The organism is Roseobacter sp. N2S (genome assembly GCF_031454055.1).
GTDB lineage: Bacteria > Pseudomonadota > Alphaproteobacteria > Rhodobacterales > Rhodobacteraceae > Amylibacter.
Genome location: NZ_JAVDQB010000002.1, coordinates 343,981 through 367,650, shown reverse-complemented (window position 1 = coordinate 367,650; position 23,670 = coordinate 343,981). Strand labels below are relative to the sequence as shown.

General features: G+C 56.4%; 17 protein-coding genes and 1 tRNA gene. 10 read left to right on the top strand and 8 right to left on the bottom strand.

Translation table 11 applies throughout. The features are described 5' to 3' along the window. Positions 1–91: 91 nt before the first annotated feature. A complete protein-coding gene (gene mgtE / locus GGE09_RS07600) occupies positions 92–1,489 on the top strand; it encodes a magnesium transporter (RefSeq protein ID WP_309745505.1) in 1,398 nt (465 codons plus the stop codon). Positions 1,490–1,630: 141 nt separating this feature from the next. Here mgtE and GGE09_RS07595 read toward each other — a convergent pair whose 3' ends face one another. From GGE09_RS07595 to rlmB, 4 genes are all read right to left on the bottom strand, one after another. Then, entirely contained in the window at positions 1,631–4,498 is a 2,868-nt protein-coding gene (locus GGE09_RS07595) for a hypothetical protein (protein WP_309745504.1), read from the bottom strand. A 343-nt stretch (positions 4,499–4,841) separates the two neighbouring features. Next, entirely contained in the window at positions 4,842–6,137 is a 1,296-nt protein-coding gene (locus GGE09_RS07590) for an O-acetylhomoserine aminocarboxypropyltransferase/cysteine synthase family protein (protein ID WP_309745503.1), read from the bottom strand. A gap of 55 nt (positions 6,138–6,192) precedes the next feature. Beyond that, the gene (locus tag GGE09_RS07585; protein ID WP_309745502.1) at positions 6,193–6,672 is read right to left on the bottom strand and encodes a CoA-binding protein; all 480 of its coding nucleotides are present in this window, start codon (positions 6,670–6,672) and stop codon (positions 6,193–6,195) included. Between the two features lie 231 nt (positions 6,673–6,903). After that, entirely contained in the window at positions 6,904–7,695 is a 792-nt protein-coding gene (rlmB, locus tag GGE09_RS07580) for a 23S rRNA (guanosine(2251)-2'-O)-methyltransferase RlmB (protein WP_309745501.1), read from the bottom strand. Between the two features lie 132 nt (positions 7,696–7,827). Here rlmB and GGE09_RS07575 point away from each other — a divergent pair. Beyond that, positions 7,828–7,911, top strand: a tRNA-Tyr gene (locus GGE09_RS07575). A 195-nt stretch (positions 7,912–8,106) separates the two neighbouring features. On the opposite strand, the gene GGE09_RS07570 is transcribed toward GGE09_RS07575, so the two are convergent. Beyond that, a complete protein-coding gene (locus tag GGE09_RS07570; RefSeq protein WP_309745500.1) occupies positions 8,107–8,961 on the bottom strand; it encodes a fumarylacetoacetate hydrolase family protein in 855 nt (284 codons plus the stop codon). 192 nt (positions 8,962–9,153) lie between these two features. Beyond that, on the bottom strand, positions 9,154–9,738 hold the full coding sequence (locus GGE09_RS07565; protein ID WP_309745499.1) for a TetR/AcrR family transcriptional regulator: 585 nt from the start codon (positions 9,736–9,738) through the stop codon (positions 9,154–9,156). 150 nt (positions 9,739–9,888) lie between these two features. Between GGE09_RS07565 and GGE09_RS07560 the strand changes: the two genes are divergently transcribed. The 3 genes from GGE09_RS07560 to GGE09_RS07550 are packed head-to-tail and all read left to right on the top strand — an operon-like array spanning position 9,889 to position 15,616. After that, the gene (locus GGE09_RS07560; protein WP_309745498.1) at positions 9,889–11,121 is read left to right on the top strand and encodes an efflux RND transporter periplasmic adaptor subunit; all 1,233 of its coding nucleotides are present in this window, start codon (positions 9,889–9,891) and stop codon (positions 11,119–11,121) included. A 29-nt stretch (positions 11,122–11,150) separates the two neighbouring features. Next, positions 11,151–14,258: an efflux RND transporter permease subunit gene (locus tag GGE09_RS07555; RefSeq protein ID WP_309745497.1), complete on the top strand. Its 3,108-nt coding sequence runs from the start codon at positions 11,151–11,153 to the stop codon at positions 14,256–14,258. 5 nt (positions 14,259–14,263) lie between these two features. Next, positions 14,264–15,616 (top strand): efflux transporter outer membrane subunit, encoded by a 1,353-nt coding sequence (locus GGE09_RS07550; RefSeq protein ID WP_309745496.1) that lies wholly within the window; start codon positions 14,264–14,266, stop codon positions 15,614–15,616. A 79-nt stretch (positions 15,617–15,695) separates the two neighbouring features. Here the strand turns inward: GGE09_RS07550 and GGE09_RS07545 are convergent, their stop codons facing one another. Then, the gene (locus GGE09_RS07545; RefSeq protein WP_309745495.1) at positions 15,696–17,066 is read right to left on the bottom strand and encodes an aspartate aminotransferase family protein; all 1,371 of its coding nucleotides are present in this window, start codon (positions 17,064–17,066) and stop codon (positions 15,696–15,698) included. Between the two features lie 102 nt (positions 17,067–17,168). Here GGE09_RS07545 and GGE09_RS07540 point away from each other — a divergent pair, with 102 nt between their 5' ends. Then, entirely contained in the window at positions 17,169–17,648 is a 480-nt protein-coding gene (locus GGE09_RS07540; protein ID WP_309745494.1) for an Lrp/AsnC family transcriptional regulator, read from the top strand. A gap of 6 nt (positions 17,649–17,654) precedes the next feature. On the opposite strand, the gene GGE09_RS07535 is transcribed toward GGE09_RS07540, so the two are convergent. Continuing rightward, positions 17,655–18,761, bottom strand: a complete 1,107-nt coding sequence (locus tag GGE09_RS07535; protein WP_309745492.1) for a mandelate racemase/muconate lactonizing enzyme family protein — start codon at positions 18,759–18,761, stop codon at positions 17,655–17,657. A gap of 116 nt (positions 18,762–18,877) precedes the next feature. Here GGE09_RS07535 and GGE09_RS07530 point away from each other — a divergent pair, with 116 nt between their 5' ends. From GGE09_RS07530 to GGE09_RS07515, 4 genes are all read left to right on the top strand, one after another. Beyond that, positions 18,878–20,356: a PLP-dependent aminotransferase family protein gene (locus GGE09_RS07530; protein WP_309745491.1), complete on the top strand. Its 1,479-nt coding sequence runs from the start codon at positions 18,878–18,880 to the stop codon at positions 20,354–20,356. A gap of 142 nt (positions 20,357–20,498) precedes the next feature. Beyond that, the gene (locus GGE09_RS07525; protein ID WP_309745489.1) at positions 20,499–21,575 is read left to right on the top strand and encodes an extracellular solute-binding protein; all 1,077 of its coding nucleotides are present in this window, start codon (positions 20,499–20,501) and stop codon (positions 21,573–21,575) included. Between the two features lie 76 nt (positions 21,576–21,651). Continuing rightward, on the top strand, positions 21,652–22,791 hold the full coding sequence (locus GGE09_RS07520) for an ABC transporter ATP-binding protein (protein WP_309745487.1): 1,140 nt from the start codon (positions 21,652–21,654) through the stop codon (positions 22,789–22,791). A gap of 9 nt (positions 22,792–22,800) precedes the next feature. Beyond that, the gene (locus tag GGE09_RS07515; protein WP_309745484.1) at positions 22,801–23,667 is read left to right on the top strand and encodes an ABC transporter permease; all 867 of its coding nucleotides are present in this window, start codon (positions 22,801–22,803) and stop codon (positions 23,665–23,667) included. Positions 23,668–23,670 lie beyond the last annotated feature (3 nt).

The window sequence follows — 23,670 nt, the reverse complement described above, 5'->3', positions numbered from 1 at the left end:
GTCGGATCAAGTAAACCAGCGGCTCAACAGGGATTCAGGTTGTTGCACATCGGGGGACGGGGTAGAACAGGGCAAAAAGCAGGGGGCGACGATGCAGGATCAAACCACACCGGAAAATGCTTATGATGAGCCCGAGTCCGTGGATACGGCCTATGCGCTTGATACGCTGGCGATTGATGCAATTCTTGAGGCCGTGGAGGCAAATGACCAGCCCCGCCTGATCGAACTGCTTGAACCGCTTCACGCAGCCGATATCGCCGACGTTCTGGAACAGATTTCCGGTTCCGAGCGGGATGACCTGCTGGCCCTTTGGGGAACGGAATTTGACGGCGAGGTGCTGTCAGAGCTGGATGAAAACCTGCGCGCCGATCTGATCGACCGATTGCCAGCGGATGTGATGTCCTCGGTGTTGAAAGACCTTGAGTCTGACGATGTGGTGGATCTGGTTGAAGATCTGGAAGAGCCGCAACAGGCCCGCATCCTAGAGGCGTTGGAGCTGTCGGACAGGGTCGCGGTTGAGCAATCCCTGCAATACCCAGAAGAAAGTGCCGGCCGCCTGATGCAGCGCGAGTTGGTGATGGCGCCTGACCATTGGACGGTGGGCGATGCCATTGACCATCTGCGCAGTGAAACCGATTTGCCCGACCGATTTTACATGGTGGTCATTGTTGACCCCAAGCTGCAACCTATTGGCAAGGTTGCCTTATCCGATCTGATGTCCAGCCCGCGTGATGTGATGTTGGCGACCATTATGGATGAAAACTTTCACATCATTCCCGCGACGCAAAGTCAGGAAGATGTGGCCTATGCCTTTAACCAATATCACATGGTATCAGCCCCTGTGGTGGATGAGGTCGGGCGTTTGGTCGGGGTGATCACCATTGATGACGCCATGCTGGTGCTGGACGAAGAGACCGAAGAAGACTTTAGGCTGATGGCGGGTGTGGGCGACGAAAGCCTGACCGACAGCGTACTGGACACCACCCGCCAGCGGTTTCCGTGGTTGGGGGTGAACCTGATCACCGCGGTGATGGCGTCAATCGTGATTTCACAATTCTCCGCTACGATTGAAGCGATTGTTGCCTTGGCCGTTTTGATGCCGATTGTGGCGTCGATGGGGGGGAACGCGGGGACGCAGACGCTGACTGTGGCGGTGCGCGCGCTGGCGACCAAAGACCTTACCTCGTCAAACGCCATGCGCGTGATCCGCCGCGAGGTTTTGGTCGGGTTGCTGAACGGTCTGGTGTTTGCGGTGATCATCGGGATTGTCGGATTGGTCTGGTTCGGATCGCCCATGCTGGGCGTCGTGCTGGGGCTGGCGATGATCGCCAATCTGCTGGTAGCAGGCATGGCGGGGATTTTGATCCCGATCGCACTGACCAAACTGAACATTGACCCTGCCTTGGCATCGGGTGCATTTGTGACCACAGTCACCGATGTGATCGGCTTTTTTGCCTTCTTGGGACTGGCCGCGTTGATGCTGACCTGACGTTGTTGAATTCTGGTGTGTGGGGTTTGTGTTTTAATATCAATGCGTTAAACTAATATCTTTATGCAAAAAAAAAGGCCGCTGCGTTTCATCGCAGCGGCCTTTTTTTATTTGAACAGGTGCCGTTGTGTGAATCCGATGTTAGGGAATCTTCAACACATGGTCACGGCTGCCCTTTTTGATCCGCAAGTTATCATCTCCTATCGCTGACACTTTCCAGCCGCCCAGGCTGTCGCCTGCTTTCACTTTGACGTAGCGTCCGGTGGACATCCGCACCAAAGCGCGGCGCGCATTGGGGGTGCCAAAGACGCCAACAAGGCTCATGCGGGATTTCTTGAAGTTCGACCGTTCCGCCGCAGCATTGGCCACATTTGTGTGGGTCGGCTCTGGCGGGGCTTTTACCGTGCCCACAGCCGCACGCGGGGTAGAGGCGGTTGAATTTGTTCTGCCACCCGTATCACTTGGTTCCACCGAAACACGTTTGACCACGCGGTCCAAGCGGGAGGGGCGGGATTTGGGTGATGGGCTTTTGGCAATCGCAAAAGCCGAGGCACTGGAAATGGTGTTTTGCGGTTCTATCGATGCGACCAGAACTTCGGCTTCAGGCTCGGGTTCGGGCGCTAACACCCGCAGGCTGCTTGGGCGTGAGTGGGATTTTTTACCGGCAAGACTTGGGTCCGCCAACGCAACCAACCCGTCGATTTCAACAGGGGTCAGAACCCGCAGGCTGGTGGGGCGGTTTTTGGCGCGAACCCCTGCAAGAGCCGGATCAGCGAGGGCTAACAGTGCCGCAGAAGCGGCGGCATCTGTTGGGGTATCGGTGCTGAGCGCCACGTCTGTTTCGTCGTCTGTCGCTTCTGTTTCGCTTGCAGCGGCTACCGCCAGATCAGGGGCCAGATCGGTGGGGCGTTCGTGGGCGCGCAGCGGGCGCAGGGCCGGATCAGCCAGCGACAGCACAGAGGCGCTTTGAATGGCCTCTGCCGCCTCATCCTGTGCGATGGCAGCGGTCACTTGATCAACGGCTTGGCTGGCTGCTTCGGTGATCGCAATCTCATCTGTAGAAGGGGCGGTTGTTCCAGCGGTTTCAACGGCTTCTGGTTGCGCGGGGGGGGCATCCGCGTCGGTTTGTGCCAGCGCAGCTGCCGTGGTTTCCCCTGCGGCTGCTTCATCCGTTGCAGGGGATACTATTGGCGTGGCAGCGGGGGGGACTACAGCCTCGGCCACGGGAACGGCCAGTGTTGTGGGGCGTGTTTTGGCACGCAGCGGGCGCAGTTCCGGATCGGCCATAGCAAGGATGGTCGGTGGGCCTTCGGGCGCAATATCCAGCGCAGGAATGTCCAAACTTTCGGGGCGGGCTGGCGCGCGGAAGGCCCGCATCGCAGGATCGGCCAGATCAAGAATGGTTTGCGGCGTGTTTTGTGCCTCGGGCGCGGCCTCGGCCAGCAACTCACTGGCGGGGGGCGCGGTTTCTTCAACCACTGGGGTTGGCACTTTCAACGTGTCAGGGCGCAAACGGGGCGAGAAGCCAGCCAAAGGATCAGCAGGAATAACCGACCCCGGACGTTCGCGCGGCGGGGTGGGCGGCTTGCCGCTGTAAATCAGGATGTTACCGGGCCCAAGCGTGCCATTTTCGGTGGGGGTCAACGTGCCCGGCTCTGCCTTTACCAAGGACGGCGGTGGCGCAGGGCGTTCGGCAGGTTCCTGCGCGGTTGCAGGCAAGGGGGCTGCATCAGTGTCGGTGTCAGGAAGACCACCCAGCACAATCGGATTGAAAACCCCTTGGTCGGGCAGGGTCAGCGCGGCCAAACGGATTGGGTCTTCATTGGTGGCGGGCGTTTGGATTTCCAGCGCCATGTCGTTCTGGATGATCGCAACGATCTCGTCGTTGACGGCCACTTCGGGCAGATCGCGGCGGGCGTCGGCAATTTGCAGGTCGCTGGTTTTCACCAATGTCGAAGAATCCACCACAGTCGGAGAGATGGATTCTTGAGTGGTCAGGCGGATGATCGTCGGAGATTTGCTGGCCACATTGCGCAGTACGGCTTTGGTGGCCAGATCGGGATAGCCCGTTGTTTGAGGTGCATCCAATGTGATCAAAACGGGGGGCAGATTGGGGGCGATGTCTTGGAACGCCAGTTGTACCGCGGATTCTGCCTCTGCTTGGTCTGTCGAGAGGGCCGTTGCGGTTGTTTCGTCCTCTGCCTCGGCCAGTGCCGCTGCGGATTCGGTTTCTGTGGCGACTGCTTCGGTTACAGATGCCACATCAGATGTTTGCAACGAAGACTGTTGCGCGGGCGCTGTTTCAATTGCTGCGGTTGCGGTTTGCAGATCAACGGGTTGTTCCAGCGTGGCCACAGCCGGCGGCGTGTCATAGTCGTTGCTGCCAGAGGACATTTGCGAATAGCCGAAATACCCGATCGCCAAGCCGATGGAGGCCGCAGCCACCCAAGGGGCAAACCACAAGGGACGGGCGGATTTCGCCTGATCTGTCAGATAGAAACGGGGCTCACGGGGAAAATCACGTTCGGAATATTGGGTGGTGAAATAGATCGTGTCAAAGCCGTGGGTTTTGGCAAAACCTTCCGCTTCGATCAGGGTCTGGCGGGCAACGATGCCCACAGGGGCCATGTTGCCAAAGCCTTTTTCACCCAGATCATAGGCCACTTCTTCCATGGGCAGCGGTGAGATTTTTTCGATCTGTTTCAGCCCGTGCCGTTCGGCGGCTTCGTCTTCGAATACGCCAAGGCTGACTTTGGAAAGCATCACTTCGGATCGGGGAATCCGCACAACGGTACGGCGGGACCGGGCTGTGCCTGTGGCCCCGTTCACAACCTGATCGCGCAACACCCTGATTTGATCTGGCAAATCAGGCGCGTCCAATCCGACCTGACCCAACACAGTCCAGCCCCCGCCACTGGCCCGATGCCAAAGCGCGACGCCCTCGTTGGATAAGTCGAGCGCAAAATTCGGTTTGCTTTCACCCATCATCATCAAATACTTTCTGTCCATAGCGGGGATAAACCAATGTCACGGCTTATGCTACGGGGTTACGGGCTAAGCCCATTGTGTAGCAGTTTTTTGCCATCTTTGGAATATCCTGCGGGATTCGCCGTTTCTGGCGCACAGCTTCAACCATACAGAATCAGCAGCACAGACTCAGATGTCTGGGCATTCACGCCTTCTGTAACGACATTTCGTATCATATTGGATAAAATTCAAGCGGGCGTGACGCTTTGGCACAAAGAAAAAGGCGGTAAAGCGCCTTTATTCATTGGATTTCCGGCGATTTTTGCGGATTCCCGCCGATAGGTTTGGGTGCAGACGCCCACAACAGATGGACGTCTGCATTATCTTAGGCCGAAGCCGCTTTGGACAGGGCTTGGTCAAGGTCGGCGATGATGTCTTCGACGGTTTCGATTCCGATGGACAGGCGCACCGTATTCGGGCCTGCACCCGCCGCAACTTGCTGTTCGGTGCTAAGTTGTCTGTGGGTGGTCGAAGCAGGGTGGATGATCAGTGAACGTGTATCACCAAGGTTGGCCACATGGCTGAAAATTTCCAGACTATCCACCAGTTTGATACAGGCGTCATAGCCGCCCTTCACGGCAAAGGTGAACAAAGCGCCCGCGCCTTTGGGATAAAGTTTCGCCGACCGATCTGCATAAGGCGATGACTCCAACCCCGCGTAGGTGACAAAATCAACCCGTGGGTCTTTTTCCAGCCACTGCGCCACTGCAACCGCGTTTTCCACATGGCGTTCCATGCGCAGGGACAGGGTTTCAATGCCGACCAATGTGTAGTGGGCGCCTTGCGGGTTCATGGTCATGCCCAGATCGCGCAGACCGATGGCAATCCCGTGAAAGGTGAAGGCCAGTTCGCCAAAGGTTTCGTGGAATTTCAGACCGTGATAGGCGGGTTCCGGCTGGCTAAGGGACGGGAATTTGTCATTTTGCGACCAGTCGAACTTGCCGCTGTCTACAACGCAGCCCCCTGTCACCGTGCCCGAACCTGTCAGGTATTTGGTGGTGGAGTGCACAACCAGTGTCGCGCCCATTTCAATCGGGCGGCACAGGTAAGGCGTGGCCGAGGTGTTGTCCACGATCAGCGGAATGCCAGCCTTGTCGGTGATTGCGGAAATTGCTGGGATATCCGTGACATAGCCACCGGGGTTGGCGATACTTTCGCAGAACACCGCGCGGGTGTTTTCGTCAATGGCAGCGGCCACGGCGTCTGTGTCGTCAAAATCAACAAAGGTTGCGGACCAGCCGAATCGTTTGATGGTCTGGCTGAACTGGGTGATGGACCCGCCATAAAGCCGTGTAGAGACAACAACATTCAGCCCCGGTCCCATCAGCGGGAACAGCGCCATGATTTGCGCCGCGTGACCTGACGAACAGCAAACCCCGCCAACGCCGCCTTCTAGTGTTGCGATACGTTCTTGCAGCACAGCAATTGTGGGGTTTGTCAGGCGGGAATAGATATAGCCGACTTCTTGCAGGTTGAACAAAGCAGCGGCGTGATCGGCGTCGCGAAATACATAAGAAGTGCTTTGGTAAATCGGTGTCTGGCGTGCACCTGTCGCCGGATCGGGGCGGGCGCCTGCGTGAATTTGCAGGGTATCAAAGCCATAGGCGGGGCGGTCAGTCATTTTCTCTCTCCCAAGTCTGTCAGTTTCGCGCTGATTATGCGCAAAGTTTGACGCTTCACAACCGCGAAGAGATAATGCCGGTATTAAATCCGCCTTTGCGCAATTCTCCGAACAGCCGTTGGTATTCGATTTTAGGGCAACGGTTTTCGATTACCGTGACGCCTGCGGCTGTGGCTTTGGCGGCAGCTTCGGCGTGGCGCACACCGATTTGCATCCAGATGGTTTGCAGATTGGGCAAAAACAGCTCTAGGGACAGATCTACAATTGGTGGCACTGCCTCGGATCGGCGGAAAATGTCGATCATGTCGATCTTTTCATCCACCAGTTCGGATAAATCCCCGCGCACGGTTTCGCCCAGCAATTCTTGTCCTGCATAGGCGGGATTGACGGGAATCACCCGATAGCCGCGCAGGCTGAGGTAGCGTGCCACATAATGGGAGGGACGGATCGGATTCGTTGAAACGCCGATACAGGCAATGGTTTTGGTGCGGGTCAGGATCTGGCGCAGCAGATCATCGCTGGGAGTGTCTGTCATAAGCGAGATATAGCGCCGCAGGAGCTGCGGCTCCATCCCAAAAGCGACACAAAAAAAGCGCCTGAAACATCTGCTTCAGGCGCAAGGTGTGGAACGAGGGACAGTAGTCAGAGACGGGGAGTTCCAGTCGACCCGCCTCGTACAAGGATACATAGGGCGTGAATCGCTCTGGTTAAGACTTTGTAATATAATTGTGAACGAACCCTTACGAATAAGGGGTTTCAGCTTGGCTTACCGCAGGCGGGCGGCCTCATACAGGCCTACGGCTGCGGCGTTCGAAACATTCAACGAACCAAAGCCACCTGCAAAGCGGATTTTTGCAATGATATCACAGCTTTCGCGGGTCAGTTGACGCAGGCCGGGGCCTTCGGCACCAAGGGCCAGCGCCACGGGCATATTGGCGGATTTGGTCAGTTCTTCGGCCAGATCGCTTTCGCCAAGCCCATCCAGCCCGATGATGAAATATCCCATTTCCTTTAGCGCCTTCATCGACGTTGCCAGATTCTGCACCCGCAAATAGGGCTGGCGTTCCAGCGCACCGGAGGCGGTTTTGGCCAAAGCGCCGGTTTCAGGTGCGGAATGGCGATGGGGGGCGATGACGGCGCGGGCACCGAAAACCTCGGCCGAGCGCAGGATCGCGCCGATGTTATGGGGATCGGTGACCCGATCCAGCAACAGCACAACAGGGTTTTCACCGCGCGGGGCGCAGCGTTCCGACAGGCTGCCCCAGATCAGCGGGTCCACTTCCAAAGCGGCCCCCTGATGGACGGATTGGGCATCAATCGGCGCGGAAAACTTGCGGGGATCCTGGATTTCGGGCGTGATACCGCCTTGGGCCACGGCGTCTTCCAGTTTGCTCTGTGCGTTCAGCGTCAGGATCAGGCGATGTTTCACGCGGGCAGGGTTCATCAGGGCGTCGCGCACGGCATGAAGGCCAAACAACCAGACGGTTGCCGGGGTTTCACCACGCTTTTCGCGCTCTTTTTCAACAACCCATGTGGGTTTCTTGGGATTTCTGGCCATGATCTGCCGCCCTTTTTAACCTGTTGGACCCATGTCGCAGATGCTTTGACCCACTGCAAGTGCCGCGAGGGGCACAAGATGCAAGATTTGTGGTTGACGCCATCAAAAGTCGCGGCTATTTCGGGCGGCGTTGGGCGACGCGCTGCAAGGTGCGGCAGTGGACTGTAACTCCGCCGAGGTGACTCATGCCTGGTTCGATTCCAGGGTCGCCCACCATTTTCCAAATATGGAATACAATGACGAACCCCTGCCATTTGGCAGGGGGGTCGCCTGTTGTCGGGTTGGACCCTGCTTTTGATCCTGAAATACCATAGAAAAAACCACAGTGGTTGGCTGTGGTTTGTGATTTTTTCCAGTGGGTTAGGCTGCGGGTTAGGCGGCGCTTTAGGAGATAGCGCTAAAAACGGGGCGTTAAACTTCGTCTATCACCGGATTCGCGCAGATGCCGATGCCCTCAACCTCGACCTCAATCACTTCGCCGGGTTTCAGGAACCGCGGCGGGGTGCGGGCGTGCCCAACACCGGGCGGGGTGCCCATGGCGATCATGTCACCGGGGTTCAGGGTGGCGAATTCGGAAATGGTGGCGATGGTTTTGTTCACCGGCCACATCATTTCTTCGGTATTTGCGCTTTGCAGGATTTCTGTGCCCACACGGGATTCGATTTTCAAACCGCTGGCCCCTGCGGGCAAATCTTCGGGTGTCACAACATAGGGACCAATCGCGCCAGTGCTGTCAAAGTTCTTTCCTGGTGTCCATTGATGGGTCTTGCGCTGATAATCCCGCACCGAGCCGTCATTAAACACCGTATAGCCAAACACATGATCCAGCGCTGTGTCAGGCGAAATATGCCGCCCGCCTTTGCCGATGATCACCATCAACTCTACCTCATAGTCCAGCTTGTGTGAGCATTTGGGCCGCACCATAGGCGCCCCCGAGGGCATCAGGGATTCAAGGCCACGCATAAACAGGGCGGGGTAGGTGGGAATGTCATATCCCCCCTCTTTCACATGATCCACATAGTTCAGACCCAGACAAATCGTCTTGCCAGGACGCTCAATAGGCAGGGCGGGAATAATATCGGTGACAGCAATTTTATCAGAACGGGGGATTTTAGCGGCAACTTCAGCCAGCAATTCTGGCGCGTTGATCAGCCCTGATAAATCAGAGCCGACTTGCGCAGACAATAAAGAAAGATTGGTTGCCGTGTCGTTTTGTACTGCAAAGACAGAGTTCCGTCCTGCGTGTTTGCCAACCAATAATTTCACGTTTACGTCCCTGTCCCTGTTCTTATCGTGCATGTGGTAAAGTTAATATCCTGCATTTTGCAATGGTTTCCAAATTAATTGTGTCGTTCGGGGATCAATTTGTGATGATTTTGCCTAAAATATACGAGTTTTCAGCATCCGCGCGGACCGACTGCCTGTCAAACTGCAGCGCAAAAACGGCCTGACTTAGGGTCAAGCAATCAGCTTGAGTGTCTGTTCCAACGCATCAAGCGCGTCATCTACATATAGGGCAATATCGCGCGTGTTGTCTGTGTCTGGGCTGTCCGTCATGACCTGCCCGACGGTGATCAGGATCATACTGCACAGAATTTCGATCTGCTGGCGGGGCACATTGTGCAGGCGGCGCTGTATGATGTCGGTGAATTTTGACTGAAGCTGGCGCATGGCGGCTTCATGGGTGGCGCGCAACACCTCGCTGGTGCGGATCACGGCATGCACCATGTCGATCATCTTGCGATCATCCTGCAACAGATTGAACTGCGCGCGCATCAAAAGGCGCAGATCGTCCAGTAACCGGCCTGTGCCATGGACGAATGCTTCGATCGCCTCGGGGGGGAAATCGGGCGGGTGGGAAATAATTGCGGATTCTTTGTTCAGGAAGTAATTGAAAAACGTGCGCGGGCTGACACCTGCCCGTGTGCTGATCGCTTCTGTGGTGACCTTGTCAAAACCCTCGGTGAAACACAGTTCTAGCGCCGCGATCCGGATGTCTCGACTTGTCTGGTTGCGTCTGCGTTCTCGGAGGGTTTCGGTCATTGAGTCGTTCTCACGTTTTGTTTATGCGATATACGCAAAGTTTGCAGAGACTGCAAGTTTGGTGTAGTTCGCAAAAAAACGAATTCGATTCGACGGACGTTGCAATTTGTAACGTATAAAGATCGTAGAGAGACCGCAGAGAGGCAGTACGTGAGACATCTTCAAAAAATTTGCACAATGAGCTGTGCCATTCTGGCCGCGACCGCCTTGTATATTAGTGCAGAGCCTGTCAGCGCGCAGGGGATGCCCAGTCAAGGGCCGGTCAAGGTCGGCATCGTCACGGCGCAAACTACGACGGTGCCGTATTCGGTAACCCTGCCGGGGCGAGCCGTAGCTTTTGAATCCGCAAATATCCGCCCCACGGTAGAAGGTATTGTCGAACAGGTGAACTATCGTCCCGGTGAAAAACTGGCGGCGGGTGACTTGATGTATACTTTGCAAAAAGACCGCTATGCGGCGGCTGCTGGCGCTGCACTGGCTGAAAAGGCAGGCGCAGAAGAGGCCGTGGCGGCAGCCGCCCGCACGGTTGAACGCTATTCCGCGCTGGTTGGCGCTGGCGTGACACAGGCCCAGCTGGAGGCTGCGCAAACCGATCTTTTGCAAGCCCGCGCCACCCTAAGCAGTGCGCAATCAGCGGTAACGGTTGCCAATCTAGATCTGGTGGGGACGGAAATCCGCAGCCCGATTGAAGGCATTCCTTCAGTCTCTGAAATTTCGGTCGGGGCGATTGTTACGGCAAATCAGACTACGGCACTGGCGACTGTGACACGGATGGACCCGATTTATGTGGATATGACAGAATCTAGCGCGCGGATGCTGCGGACACGCAACCGGATTGATTCCGGTGATTTGGTGCGGGGGGATAAGATGAATGTTGTCCTGACGCTTGAAGACGGATCAGTTTATGGCGGTAAAGGCACGTTTGTTAGCCCGGGCACCACGGTGTCTACAACAACGGGTGCGTTGGAATTGCGCCTGCAGTTCGACAATCCAGAGCGTAAAATCCTGCCGGGCCAGTTCTTGCGAGTAGCTGTGACCATCGGCACAAGTCAGGCGATCCTTGTGCCGCAACGGGGCACCAAGCGGGGCAGTGACGGTACACTGACCGCGTTGATTGTAAGGGACGGCAAAGCCGCACAGGTCGCTTTGACCGAGACGGGCAGCTATCAGAACAACTGGATCATTAAGGACGGGATTTCAGTTGGAGATCAGGTCATCGTTGACGGTTTGAAAACCTTGCAAGCGGGGGCCGAAGTGTTGCCTGTGCCTGTGACCATCGACGAAAGCGGTCTGGTTGTAGATGTGAAAGCCACATCTGAAACCACCACAGCCACACCCGCAACAGTCTCCGACACAAAAACAGACACCGAGATCAAACAATAACCTGATCCGAACCGAATTGGAGCCGTCCCTTGGCCAAGTTCTTTATCCATCGCCCGGTCTTTGCCTGGGTTCTTGCCATTGTTACCATGCTTGCGGGCGGCTTTGCGCTGACCCAACTGCCGGTGTCGCAATATCCCGATATCTCTCCCACAACTGTTCGGATTTCGGCAACCTATTCAGGGGCCACCGCCGAAGCGGTGCAAAACTCTGTCACAACGGTGATCGAGGATGGGCTGACGGGCATTGAAAACCTGCTTTATATGGAATCCACTTCGACCCAAGGGTCATCCAGCATCACGCTGACCTTTGACGATGACGTGGAACCGATTGATGCTCAAAACGAGGTGCAAACCCTTGTGGGTCAGGTGGAATCGAGCCTGCCTACGGTTGTGCAGACCGCTGGCGTGACAATCCGGCGGTCTTCGTCGTCGATCCTTTTGGTCGGCGCTGTGGTGTCCGAAGACGGGCAATACAACTCTGTTGAATTGGGCAATATCGTCACCGAAACCATTGAAGGCCCTGTCCAGCGCACCACAGGTGTGGGCGGGCTGCGGTCTTTTGGGTCTGGTTATGCGATGCGGATCTGGCTTGATCCGCTGAAACTGGCCGAATTCCAGCTTACGCCGTCAGATGTGACCGCAGCGGTTGCCGCACAGAACACCACGGTGTCGGTGGGTGCGCTTGGCAACCAACCTACGGTGCAAGGCCAGCAGTTCACCGCGAATATCACGGCGCAAAGCCAGTTGACCTCGGTTGCGCAATTTGAGGGCATTTTGCTGAAAACCGATGTGGGCGGCGCGGCTGTCACCTTGGGTGATGTGGCCCGCGTGGAAATCGGTCAAGAATCCTACGGCGGGAACTCTTTCTTTAACGGGGCCAATGCGGCGGGGTTTGCTGTCAATCTGGCCACTGGTGCCAATGCGGTGGAAACGGCTGTGGCTGTGCGCGAGGTTCTGGACGGTTTGGCCAATGCTATGCCCGAAGGGGTGGATATCCGCGTCACCTATGACACCTCGCCCTTTGTGGAACTGTCCATCGAACAGGTGGAACACACATTGCTCGAAGCGATCTTTCTGGTGCTGATTGTGATCCTTGTGTTCTTGCAAAACTGGCGGGCCACTCTGATACCGATTATTGCGGTGCCTGTGGTGTTGCTGGGCACATTTGCAGTGCTGTCGGTGGCAGGCTATTCGATCAACACGCTGACCATGTTCGCCATGGTGCTGGCCATTGGTCTGCTGGTGGATGACGCCATTATCGTGGTGGAAAACGTCGAACGCATCATGCACGAAGAGAACCTGTCCCCCGTTGAAGCCACCGAAAAAAGCATGGGGCAGATCACGGGGGCCTTAATCGGGATCGCCTTGGTGCTGTCTGCTGTGTTCCTGCCGATGGCGTTTTTTGGTGGCTCGACAGGGGTGATTTATCGCCAGTTCTCGATCACGATTATCACGGCGATGATCCTGTCGGCGGCTGTTGCGCTGATCCTGACGCCCGCACTATGCGCCAGCATGTTGCGCCCCCATGACAAGGACAAAGCCGTCGCCCCCGCGCGCTGGTTCAACCGCAACTTTGACAAAATGACCAATGGCTACGGCGGCATTGTCAATCGCATCCTGCGCCGCCCAATTGTGATGTTTTTTGTGCTGATCGGCCTGTGTTTTGGCGCAGCTGAACTGTATTCCAGACTGACATCTTCGTTTCTTCCGTCCGAGGATCAGGGCGTGTTGATGGCGATGGTGTCTTTGCAGGACGGGGCCACAACCCAACAAACCAAAGTGGCGCTGGACGATATCGAAGCCTATATGCGCAGCGAGGAATCCGAGGGCGTTGCCTCGGTCTATTCGGTGTTGGGGTTTTCGTTCAGCAGCAGCGGTCAAAACTCGGCTTTTGCCTTTGTGAAACTGAAAGACTTTGAAGAACGCACCACCGATGAATTGGCCGCTTCGGCGATTGCGGCGCGGGCGAACCGTCATTTCGCAGGCTATCGGGCAGGGCAGATTTTCTTCCTGCAACCGCCTGCGATCCAGGGCCTAGGCAACTCGGCCGGGTTTTCCATGTATCTGGTGGATCAATCTGGCAGTGGAACCGAGGCATTGAACGCCGCCGCCGCACAACTGGTCAGTTCCGCCGCAGAGGTCAGCAGCTTGCAAAACGTGCGCACCAACGGCGAAAACGAAAGTGCCGCCCTGCGCATCGACATTGATCAGCAAAAAGCCGAAAGTTTCGGGCTGAGCCTGTCCGATGTGAACGCAATGCTGTCGATTATTTTCTCTGGCCGCGAGGTGAATGATTTTGTGCTGGGGTCGTCCTTGCGCCCTGTGATCGTTGAATCCGAAGCCAAATTCCGCATGCAACCTGAAGATATTGATGGCTGGTATGCCCGTAACTCTGCGGGGGAAATGGTGCCATTCCCATCCTTTATCACCACCAGCTGGCAACCGGTTGCCAACCGTCTGGTGCGCATGGATGGGTCCAACGCCATTGAAATTTCCGGCTCGCAGGCGGTTGGGTCCAGTTCGGGAGAGGCGATGAACCAGATGGAAGCCTTGGTCGCAGATTTGCCCGGTGGCTATGGCGCCGCATGGACTGGATTGTCTTATCAGGAACGTCAGTCGGGCAATCAGGCGCCTTATCTGTATGCCCTGTCCGTGCTGGTGGTTTTCCTATGTCTGGCCGCCCTTTATGAAAGCTGGTCAATTCCGTTTTCGGTCATGCTGGCGGTGCCTGTGGGGGTGTTCGGCGCTTTGCTGGCCACTTGGGCTTTTGCACAATCCAATGACGTTTATTTCAAGGTGGGCTTGCTGACCACAATCGGGCTGGCGGCGAAAAACGCTATTTTGATCGTGGAATTCGCCCGCGATCTGGAAAACAGCGGTATGAGCACGCTGCAAGCGGCATCGGATGCGGCGCGCCAGAGGCTGCGCCCGATCCTGATGACCTCGCTGGCCTTTATGCTGGGGGTTTTGCCACTGGCAACCGCCACAGGGGCAGGGGCTGCGGCCCAAAAATCAATCGGTATCGGCGTCCTGGGGGGCATGATGACGGCAACTGTAATCGGTATCTTTGCAGTTCCCGCTTTCTATGTGGTGGTGCGCCGCCTTACCAAACGTAAAAACACATCTCAAAAGGTATAACGACAATGAAAACAACCCCCTTTGCTGTGGTGATTTTTCCCTTTGTTCTGTCTGCATGTACGGCAGTCGGGCCTGATTACACGCCACCCGCAATCAACACCGCGTCCAGCTTTGTCGAGGGCGGCACGGCGGGCGGTGGGAACCTGACCCAAGTCCAGTGGTGGCGCGATCTGGGTGACGCGCGGCTGAATTCGCTGGTCAATCGTGGTCTGTCGCAAAACCTGTCCATCCAGTCTGCGCTAGAGCGGATTGAAGAAACCCGCGCCGTGCTTAGCGGCAGTGGCTTTGCCGCTGCCACCAGCGGTGGGGTGACGGGGGCTTCAACCCATACTGGCGGAGCAGGCGTAGGCACCGCAACCACCAATAGCGTTGCGGTGAATGCTGGGCTGGTGCTGGATATGTTTGGCGGTCAGCGCCGTGCCATTCAACAGGCCCGCGCCCAATATGATGCGGCCAATTACGATGTGGGCACCGCGCGTCTGGCGTTTCTGGCCAGTCTGGCTGGCGCCTATGTGGATGCCCGCTACTACCAAGAGGCATTGGCTTTGACCCGTCAAACCATAGCCACACGCGAACGCACTTTGGGTTTGGTCGGGGATCAAGCCAATGCAGGTACAGCCACCGAACTGGACAGCATACAGGCCCAAGCCCTGCTGCAAGAGGCTCGCGCCGCCTTGCCGGATCTGGAAAGCGGCTTTAACACCTCGGTTTACGCCATCGCAACATTGTTGACCGAACCCGCCGCCCCGTTGTTTGCTGAATTGCAAAAAGGCGCAGCCCAGCCCCGTCCAAGGACTGGCAGCAAAGCGGGCGTTCCCGCTGATTTGCTGCGCAACCGCCCCGATGTACGCTCTGCAGAACGGAACTTTGCCGCCGCCGTCGCCTCTGTCGGTGTGGCAGAGGCCGCGCTGTATCCGTCGGTGTCTCTGTCTGGCACGGTCACCGCATCTGGCAGCAACACATGGAGTTTTGGCCCCAGCATCACACTGCCCATCGCCAACCAGACCGTCCTGCGCGCCAATCGCGATGCGGCAATCAGTCAGGCCCGTCAGGCCGAGCTAAGCTGGCGAGCACAGGTTCTGTCAGCGGTGCAGGAAACTCAATCCGCCCAAAGCAGCTATCTGCGCAACCGCCGCGCTTTGGCCGCACAACAGGCCGCATCCGCATCCTATTCCCGTGCTGTTGAACTGTCGCAGGTCACCTATTCCGCAGGCACCACAACGCTGCTGACATTGCTTGACGCAGAACGCTCGCGGGCCAGTTCGCGGTTGTCGGTGGCGGCATCCGTGCAAAAACTGGCAAACAGCTGGATCACCCTACAAGTCGCCGCAGGCCGCGGCTGGGCTGTGACGCAATAGGCGGGAAATAAGTCACCTGAAACAAAAAAAGGCGCAGTCCGATGCACGGGCTGCGCCTTTTTCTTTTTATATGGAGGGTTTAGCCCAGAACTTCCTGAACCGCTTCCACTGTAACGCCGACCACGTGGTCAACCTCGGCCGGGGTGATGCAGAGCGGCGGGGCGAAACCGATGATGTCGCCCTGCGGCATGGCCCGTGCGATCACATCGCGGCTGGCCATGGCGGCGGAAATGCCGTAGCCGATTTTGCGGGCAGGGTCGAAGAAGCCCAGCGGTTCGGTGGTGTCGGCAAATTCTACCGCGCACATCAGACCCTCGCCGCGCACTTGCGCCACATTCGGGTGATCCGCCAGCGCCTCTGTCAGCGCTTTTTTCAGATAAGCGCCCGTGGTGCCCGCATTTGCGACCAGTCCCATGTCGTCGATCAGTTTCAGGTTGGCCACACCCGCCGCCGCGCCGATGGGGTGTGCGGAATAGGTCCAGCCGTGGCCGATGGGACCGTTTTCATCGGTGCCGTTTTCCAGCACTTTCCAGACCTTATCTGAAACGATTGACCCTGACAGCGGCGCATAAGCCGAGGTCAGGCCCTTGGCGATGGTGATGATATCCGCTTCAATGCCGTAGTGGTCCGACCCGAACATGGTGCCAAGGCGACCAAAGCCTGTGACCACTTCATCTGCAATCAGCAGGATGTCGTATTTTTTCAACACAGCTTGGATGGCAGCCCAATAGCCTTCGGGTGGGGGGACGATGCCGCCTGTGCCAAGCACCGGTTCACCGATAAAGGCGGCGACTGTGTCTGGCCCTTCGGCAAGGATTAGTTCTTCCAGTTTCGCGGCGCAATCGGCGGCGAATTCGGCTTCTGTCATGGCGGTATCTTTGCGGCGCAGGTAATACGGCGCTTCGGTGTGAACCACTTGGGACAGGGGCAGGTCGAATTTGTTGTGGAACAGTTCCAGACCCGTCAGTGACCCCGTCATCAGGCCAGACCCGTGATACCCCCGCCAGCGTGAGATGATCTTTTTCTTTTCGGGGCGGCCAAGGATGTTGTTGTAATACCAGACCAGTTTGATGTTGGTCTCGTTGGCGTCCGACCCGCTTTGCCCGAAATAGACTTTGGACATATTGTCAGGCGCGCGGTCCAGAATCATTTTGGACAGGGTGATAGAGGCCTCGGTGCCGTGACCCACGTAGGAATGGTAATAGGCCAGCTCGTGGGCCTGTTTGGAAATCGCCTCGGCGATTTCGGTGCGCCCGTAGCCCACATTCACACAGTACAGCCCCGCAAAGGCGTCCAGCATCCGGCGTCCGTCGCGATCTGTGATGTGAACGCCATCGCCGCTGCTGATCACCCGTGTCGGGGTTTCGCCCCGTGCGTGTTGTGCCAGATGTGTGGAGGGATGGAAGAAATTCTCGCGGTCCCATTCGGCCAGTTGGTCATTGTTCAGCATATCGCGCCCTTTCATTTATGTTGCGCGCATCCTATCAATGGTTCGTGCTGAAATGATGCAAAGCTGCATGGTTTACGCCTAATTTATGCAAGGATTGATGAAATGGCCGCGAAAACAACTGTTTTGGATGATCTTGACCGCAAAATTCTGCATGAGGTGCAGCAGAACAACCAACTGACCTCGACTCAACTGGCAGAACGGATCGGCCTCTCGCCCACTTCAGCGCAGCGCAGGTTGAACAGGTTGCGCAAGGACAAGATCATCAAGGGGGATATTTCGATCATTTCAGGGGCGGATGTGGGGCGCACGCTGATTATGATTGTGTCGGTCCAGCTGGAACGGGACCGATCCGATATTATTGACCATTTCAAAAAGGCGGTGCGCGATGAACCTATCGTCATGAGCGCCTATTACGTGACAGGGGACAGTGATTTTGTGCTGATCATCAGCGCCAAAGATATCAAGGAATATGAGGAATTTACCCGTAAATTCCTATACGACAACCCTGATATCAAAGGTTTTAAAACCACTGTTGTAATGGACCAGATCAAGGCGTCCTTTTATGTGCCCCCTTGGGAGTAGCGCGGCTTAGCTTTCTGCTTCGGTCTTGTGATAGGCGGCTTTATCAAGCCACTCGGGATTGATCTCTATTCCCCAGCCCGGTGCATCCGTAACGGTGGCTTTGCCATCGCGGATTTCATAAGGGTCGTGGGTGAACAGCTTGTCCTGCCACGGGTAGTAATCCAGTCCTTCGATTGAAAATTCCAGATATTTACCTGCGTTCGGGATGGCGCGTAAAAGATGCATGGTGAACAGGGTCACCAGCGACAGGTTTGCCGCGTGGGGGGTGACGGGAATCCCTGCATCGGCGGCCATTTTTGCCACCCGCATGGTGCGTGACATCCCCCCCAGATACAGCACATCGGGCTGCACCACATCCACAATCCGCCCGTCAATCATATCGCGCCAACTGCCCATCATACAGTCCTGTTCGCCCCCCGTAATATCCAGATCCAGCGCATCTGTGACCTGTTTGGTCTGGGCGAACTCCCAATAGGGGCAGGGTTCTTCAAAGTGGGAGATGCCGTTGTCGATCAGGATTTTACCCACCTCAATGGCGCGTTTGGGGGAATAGCAGGAATTGGCATCCACCAGCAGCGCCACATCATCGCCCATCGCGCGGCGCATGGTAGGGATGATTTCTTCGGTGCGGCCCGGCCATTCGTCCTGATCGCGACCCACCTCGGCCCCTATGCGGAACTTAAAGGCGTCAAAGCCGTTTTTATCGCGCAGCCGCAGCAGGCGGTCTGCCTCATCCGCAGGGGTGATGTCGCGCTTCATGGATGACGCATAGGCGCGGAAGGTGCCGGGCGTGCCGCCAAGCAGGGCACAGACAGGTTTGCCTTCTACCTTGCCGCGTAAATCCCACAGTGCCGTGTCCAGGCCCCCCATGGCGCGGCGCAGGTAGGAGCCGGGGAATTTGTGTTCACGGTCGCGCACCAGATCAAGGATCGCGTCAATGTCATAGGCGTCCATGCCCAGCGCGTAAGGCGCCACCTGACGGTGCAAAACCTGCGCGGTGATGTCAGCGTAATAGGGGGCGACCTGACCCCAGCCCTGTGCGCCACTTTCGTCTGTGACACGGGTAAAACAGACGTATTCAGTGGTGAATGTCTCGATAGACTTGATTTTCATGGGGAGGGCTCCGCAGGCAACTTGGCAAAATGTTCAGCGTTGACGATAGCGGAAATTGGACCATACAATAGGTCCATTATGGCAATTATGCTGGTCCAATATTCCAAAGGTGCGCGATGAAGAAACAGGCAGGCGCGTTGTTATCCTCGATCCGGATTGAACGGGGATCGGACAAAAAGATCAGTGTGCAACTGTATATGGGGCTGCGCGATATTATCCTGACGGGGGGCTTGGGGGCGGGGAACCGATTGCCTGCCAGCCGCACGCTTGCCAAAGAAATCGGCGTGTCACGCACCACGGTGATTGATGCGATTGATCGCCTGACCTCCGAGGGGATGTTGGTGTCAAAGGTCGGGGCAGGGACCTTTGTCAGTGATGTGCTGGATTTGCAGCGGCCAAGCAGCGCGCCTGATCCGGATCAATCGGAACTGGCCGCGCCGCGCCTGTCTGACAGGTTTACCCAAGCGCTGGGCAACTTTAATCCACGCCAGCGGCTTCCCCATAAAAGCTGCGCCTTTGTGACCGCGCTGCCCGCACTAGAGGCCTTTCCCATGGCCCATTGGTCCCGCATCTCTGCCCGCCATCTGCGCGGCGGGCGGGATGAAATCATGGGCTATGGCCAGCCCCAAGGCCTGCAACGGCTGCGCAGGTCTATCGCCAGTCATCTGAACGCGGCGCGCGGAATTCGCTGCCAGCCCGAGCAGATTTTTATCACCGGCGGGGCGCAGCAGGCGTTTTCGCTGATCGGGCGGATGCTGCTGAACAGCGGCGATCAGGTTTGGTATGAAAACCCGGGCGCTGTGGGGGCGGGCAATGCGCTGGTGGCCAACGGGGCAAAGCTGGTGCCTGTGCCTGTGGATCAGAACGGGCTGGATGTGGCCGAGGGCCTGCGCCGTGCGCCAGATTTCAGGCTGGCCTTTGTCACGCCGTCCCACCAGCAACCGCTTGGGCATGTGATGTCACTGGCCCGTCGGTTGGAACTGCTGGATGCGGCCAACTCTGCGCAAGCTATGATTGTCGAAGATGACTATGACGGCGAATTTCACTTTTCCGAACGGGCGCAACCCGCGTTAAAAAGTATAGATACGCAGGATCGGGTGATCTATGTGGGAACGTTTTCCAAAACCCTGTTCCCGTCCTTGCGGCTGGGGTTCATTCTGGCGCCTGACAGTCTGGTGGATGTGTTTGACAGCGTGTTCACCAGCTGGATCAGCAGCCCGCCCACGTCCACACAGGCGATTGTTTCGGATTTCATGGATGAAGGCCAGTTCGCCACCCATATCCGCATGATGCGGCGGCTGTATAAGGCGCGGTATGATGTGCTGATGCTGGCGGCTAAGTCCCTGCCACCCACAATTCGGGTGCAACCTACTAGCAGCGGCTTTCACACCACGGCCTATCTGGACGCAAGGGTGGATGAACCTCAACTGGTAGCCCAAGCCGCCGCGCGTAACATCACAACCGCTCCGCTGGCCCGCTATTGTCTGGAACCCATTACACAAAAGGGTGTCGTGCTTGGCTTTGGCAGTGCCAACCCCGATGACATTCAGGCAGGGATCAAAATTTTATCTGGATTACCGGCTCTGAATATTTAATCCTGTTACAAATTGGTCTGATAAGAATTCCGCAATGGATATGAGTCGCAGTCCAATCCCTTTCTAAGGTCACATTGCGCCATATCAAAACCCGACGCTGCCGCACCCGAGGCTGCCGCGTTGACACTTCAGGGAGTACGTTATGAAACATAAATTTAAAATCACCGGCCTCATGGCGGCTATGATGCTGAGTACCGCATCTTTTGCCCATGCCGAAACCTTGCGACTGTTGACTTGGGGGTCTTATGCCCCGGACGAACTGGTTCAAAAATTCGAAGAACGCTATCCCGACATTGACGTGGAAGTGACCTTTTCCAACAACGAGGAAATGATCGCCAAGCTGCGTGCAACGGGCGGGGCAGGGTTTGACCTGGCACAGCCAAGCCATGACCGTATCCATGCGGCCCAGTTGGAATATGACATCTACAAACCGATGGACCTGTCCAAGATTGATACATCGGTGATGGAAGCCAACCTGCTCGACGGTGTGAAAGCCAACACAACCATCGACGGCGAAGTCTATGCCGTGCCGCACCAATGGGGCACATCCGGCCTGATGGCGAATAAATCCGTGGCGCCTGATTTTAAGGGCTGGGACGATCTGTGTAATCCGAAATATGCAGGCAAAACTTCCATGCGTCTGAAGCGGACAATTCTGCTGGGGACTGCCTTTGCCATGGGGCATGACCCGTTTGCAGCTTATGCCGATCTGGACGAATACCAGAAAATTCTGGACGAAGTGGCTGAAAACCTGATCGCGTGTAAAGCCAATATCAAAGCCTATTGGAAAGGCGGCGATGATCTGTCTGCGATGATGTTGTCTGGCGAAATTGTGGCGTCTGAAACATGGGATTCCACCGCCTATAAACTGTTTGCCCAAGACCCGAACATCGTGTTTGTGCCACCGGCAACTGGTGCTTTGGCGTGGATCGACACGTTCGCACTGCCACGCAAAGGTAAAGCGGATGATGCGGCTTATAAGTGGATCAATTTTGTGTTGGAGCCTGAAAACGTGACAATCATGTCCGGCAGCACGGGCGCAATTGCGGCTGTTAAAGGCGGGCTTGGCCTGTTGCCTGACGACAAACGTGCAGCGGTTGAAGCATCCTTCACTGATGCGGATATCGCCAACCTGAAATTCTTTGCCAACATTCCTGCTGGCGTTGAAGACATGGAAGGCAAAACACTGGAAAAAATTAAAGCGGCGACTGGCGGCTAAACCAAACTCCTTTAAGGGCGGCGTTTTGCAAGACGCCGCCCTTATTTTATCCAACCGCAGACACTTGGAATTCTGAATGACCGACGCCATCCCCACAGATCAAATCAAAGATCAGGCCTATGATCTGGAATGCACCAATATCCACAAGAATTTCGGCGCGGTGCGTGCGGTGGATGATGTGTCTTTTAAAATCCCCAAAGGCTCGTTCTTTTCGATCCTCGGCCCGTCTGGCTGCGGCAAGACCACTTTGATGCGGATGATCGCCGGTTTTGAAGACCCCAGCTCGGGGGACATCCAGATCAAAGGTAAATCGGTGCTGAACACGCCGCCCAACAAGCGCAACGTCAAGATGGTGTTCCAGCATCTGGCCCTGTTCCCGATGATGAACGTGCAGGAAAATATCGCCTACGGGCTGCGCTGCATTGGCACGGAAAAATCCGAAATTGAACGCAAGGTGAAAGATGTGCTGGAACGGATTGCGCTGCCCGATGTGGGCAGCCGCGAAATTCATCAGCTGTCAGGCGGACAAAAACAACGCATCGCCATTGCGCGCTGCATGGTGATGGACCCTGATGTTTTGTTGCTGGACGAACCCCTTGGCGCGCTGGATCTGAAACTGCGCGAGGCCATGAAGATTGAACTAAAGCTGCTGCAACACCAGTTCAACACCACGTTTATTTACATCACCCACGACCAATCCGAAGCCTTGGTGATGTCCGATCATGTGGCCATCATGAATGAAGGCCGCTTTGAACAGATCGGCCGCCCCGAAGACCTGTACCACAAGCCCAACACATCGTTTGTGGCGGGGTTTGTGGGGGATTCAAACCGCTGGGCGGGCAAGGTCAGCGCCACAGACGGTGACAGTTTCAAGGTGGAAACCGATGCGGGTCTAAGCATGATCAGCAAACGCGCCGTTGCAGGCCCGTTCAGCGCTGGGCAATCGGTCAGCATCTTTGTGCGCCCCGAATTCATCAAAGCCCGCAAGTCGGCGCTGATGACTGATACAGAAAAAACCGCCAATAAAAACACCCTTCAAGGCCGCGTGGATTCCGTTCTGTTCAACGGTGCCAACAGTCGCGTGCTGGTTCGCGGTCCCGTCGGTGAACTGATCGAGGCCGATGTGGTCGTCACAGGCGGCCCCGATGATCTGCGGGCGGGGGATGACGTCACACTTGTTTGGTCTGCCAAACAAACCATGTGTTTTGCGGCGTAAGGGGGCGATATGCAGTCTGACATCAAACGCCTTTCCCTGATCCTGCTGTTCGCGCCGTTTGCGCTGTGGATTGCGCTGCTGATTATCCTGCCCCATATGGGGATGGTGGTGCTGTCCTTGCGGGAAAAAGTAGCGCCTCGGGTCTATGAATTCGGTTTTGGCAACTACATTGATTTCATCAATGAACCAATCTACTGGAATACGCTGCTGCGCACAGGGTCTATGTCTATTCTGGTGACAGTGCTGGCGCTGATCATCGGTTTTCCTATTGCCTATTACATCGCGAAAATCGCAGGGAAACGATCCCGCGGGGCGTTGTTTTTGCTGTGTCTGATCCCGCTTTGGGTCAGCGACCTGATCCGCGCTTTTGGCTGGATTTTGCTGCTGCGCGAAACCGGCGTGATTTCCAGTTTCCTGATCTGGAGCGGCATCACCGACCAGCCAATTGAATTCCTTTATAATGATATCACTGTGATCATCGGCTTGGTCTATACCGTGATCCTGTTCATGATCGTGCCGCTGGTGTCTACACTGGATGGGATGGACAATGCGATGATTGAGGCGGGGTATAATCTGGGGGGCAACGGGTTCACTGTGCTGCGCCGCATCATTGTGCCCTATGCTATGCCCGGCATCGTGTCTGGCTGTATCGTGGTGTTTATGATGACCGCTGGCAGCTATCTGACGCCGATCCTGTTGGGAGGCAAGAATTCAAGCTGGTTTACCGAACAGATTTACGACCAGTTCATCACGCGGTTCAACTGGGAATCCGGCGCGGCCTTCGGGTTCTTGTTGCTGGCCTTCACCTCCATCGTTGTCTGGATCGGGCTGCGCCTGACTGGGCAGACGCTGGCTAACACTGTCGCGAAAAGCTAGGGG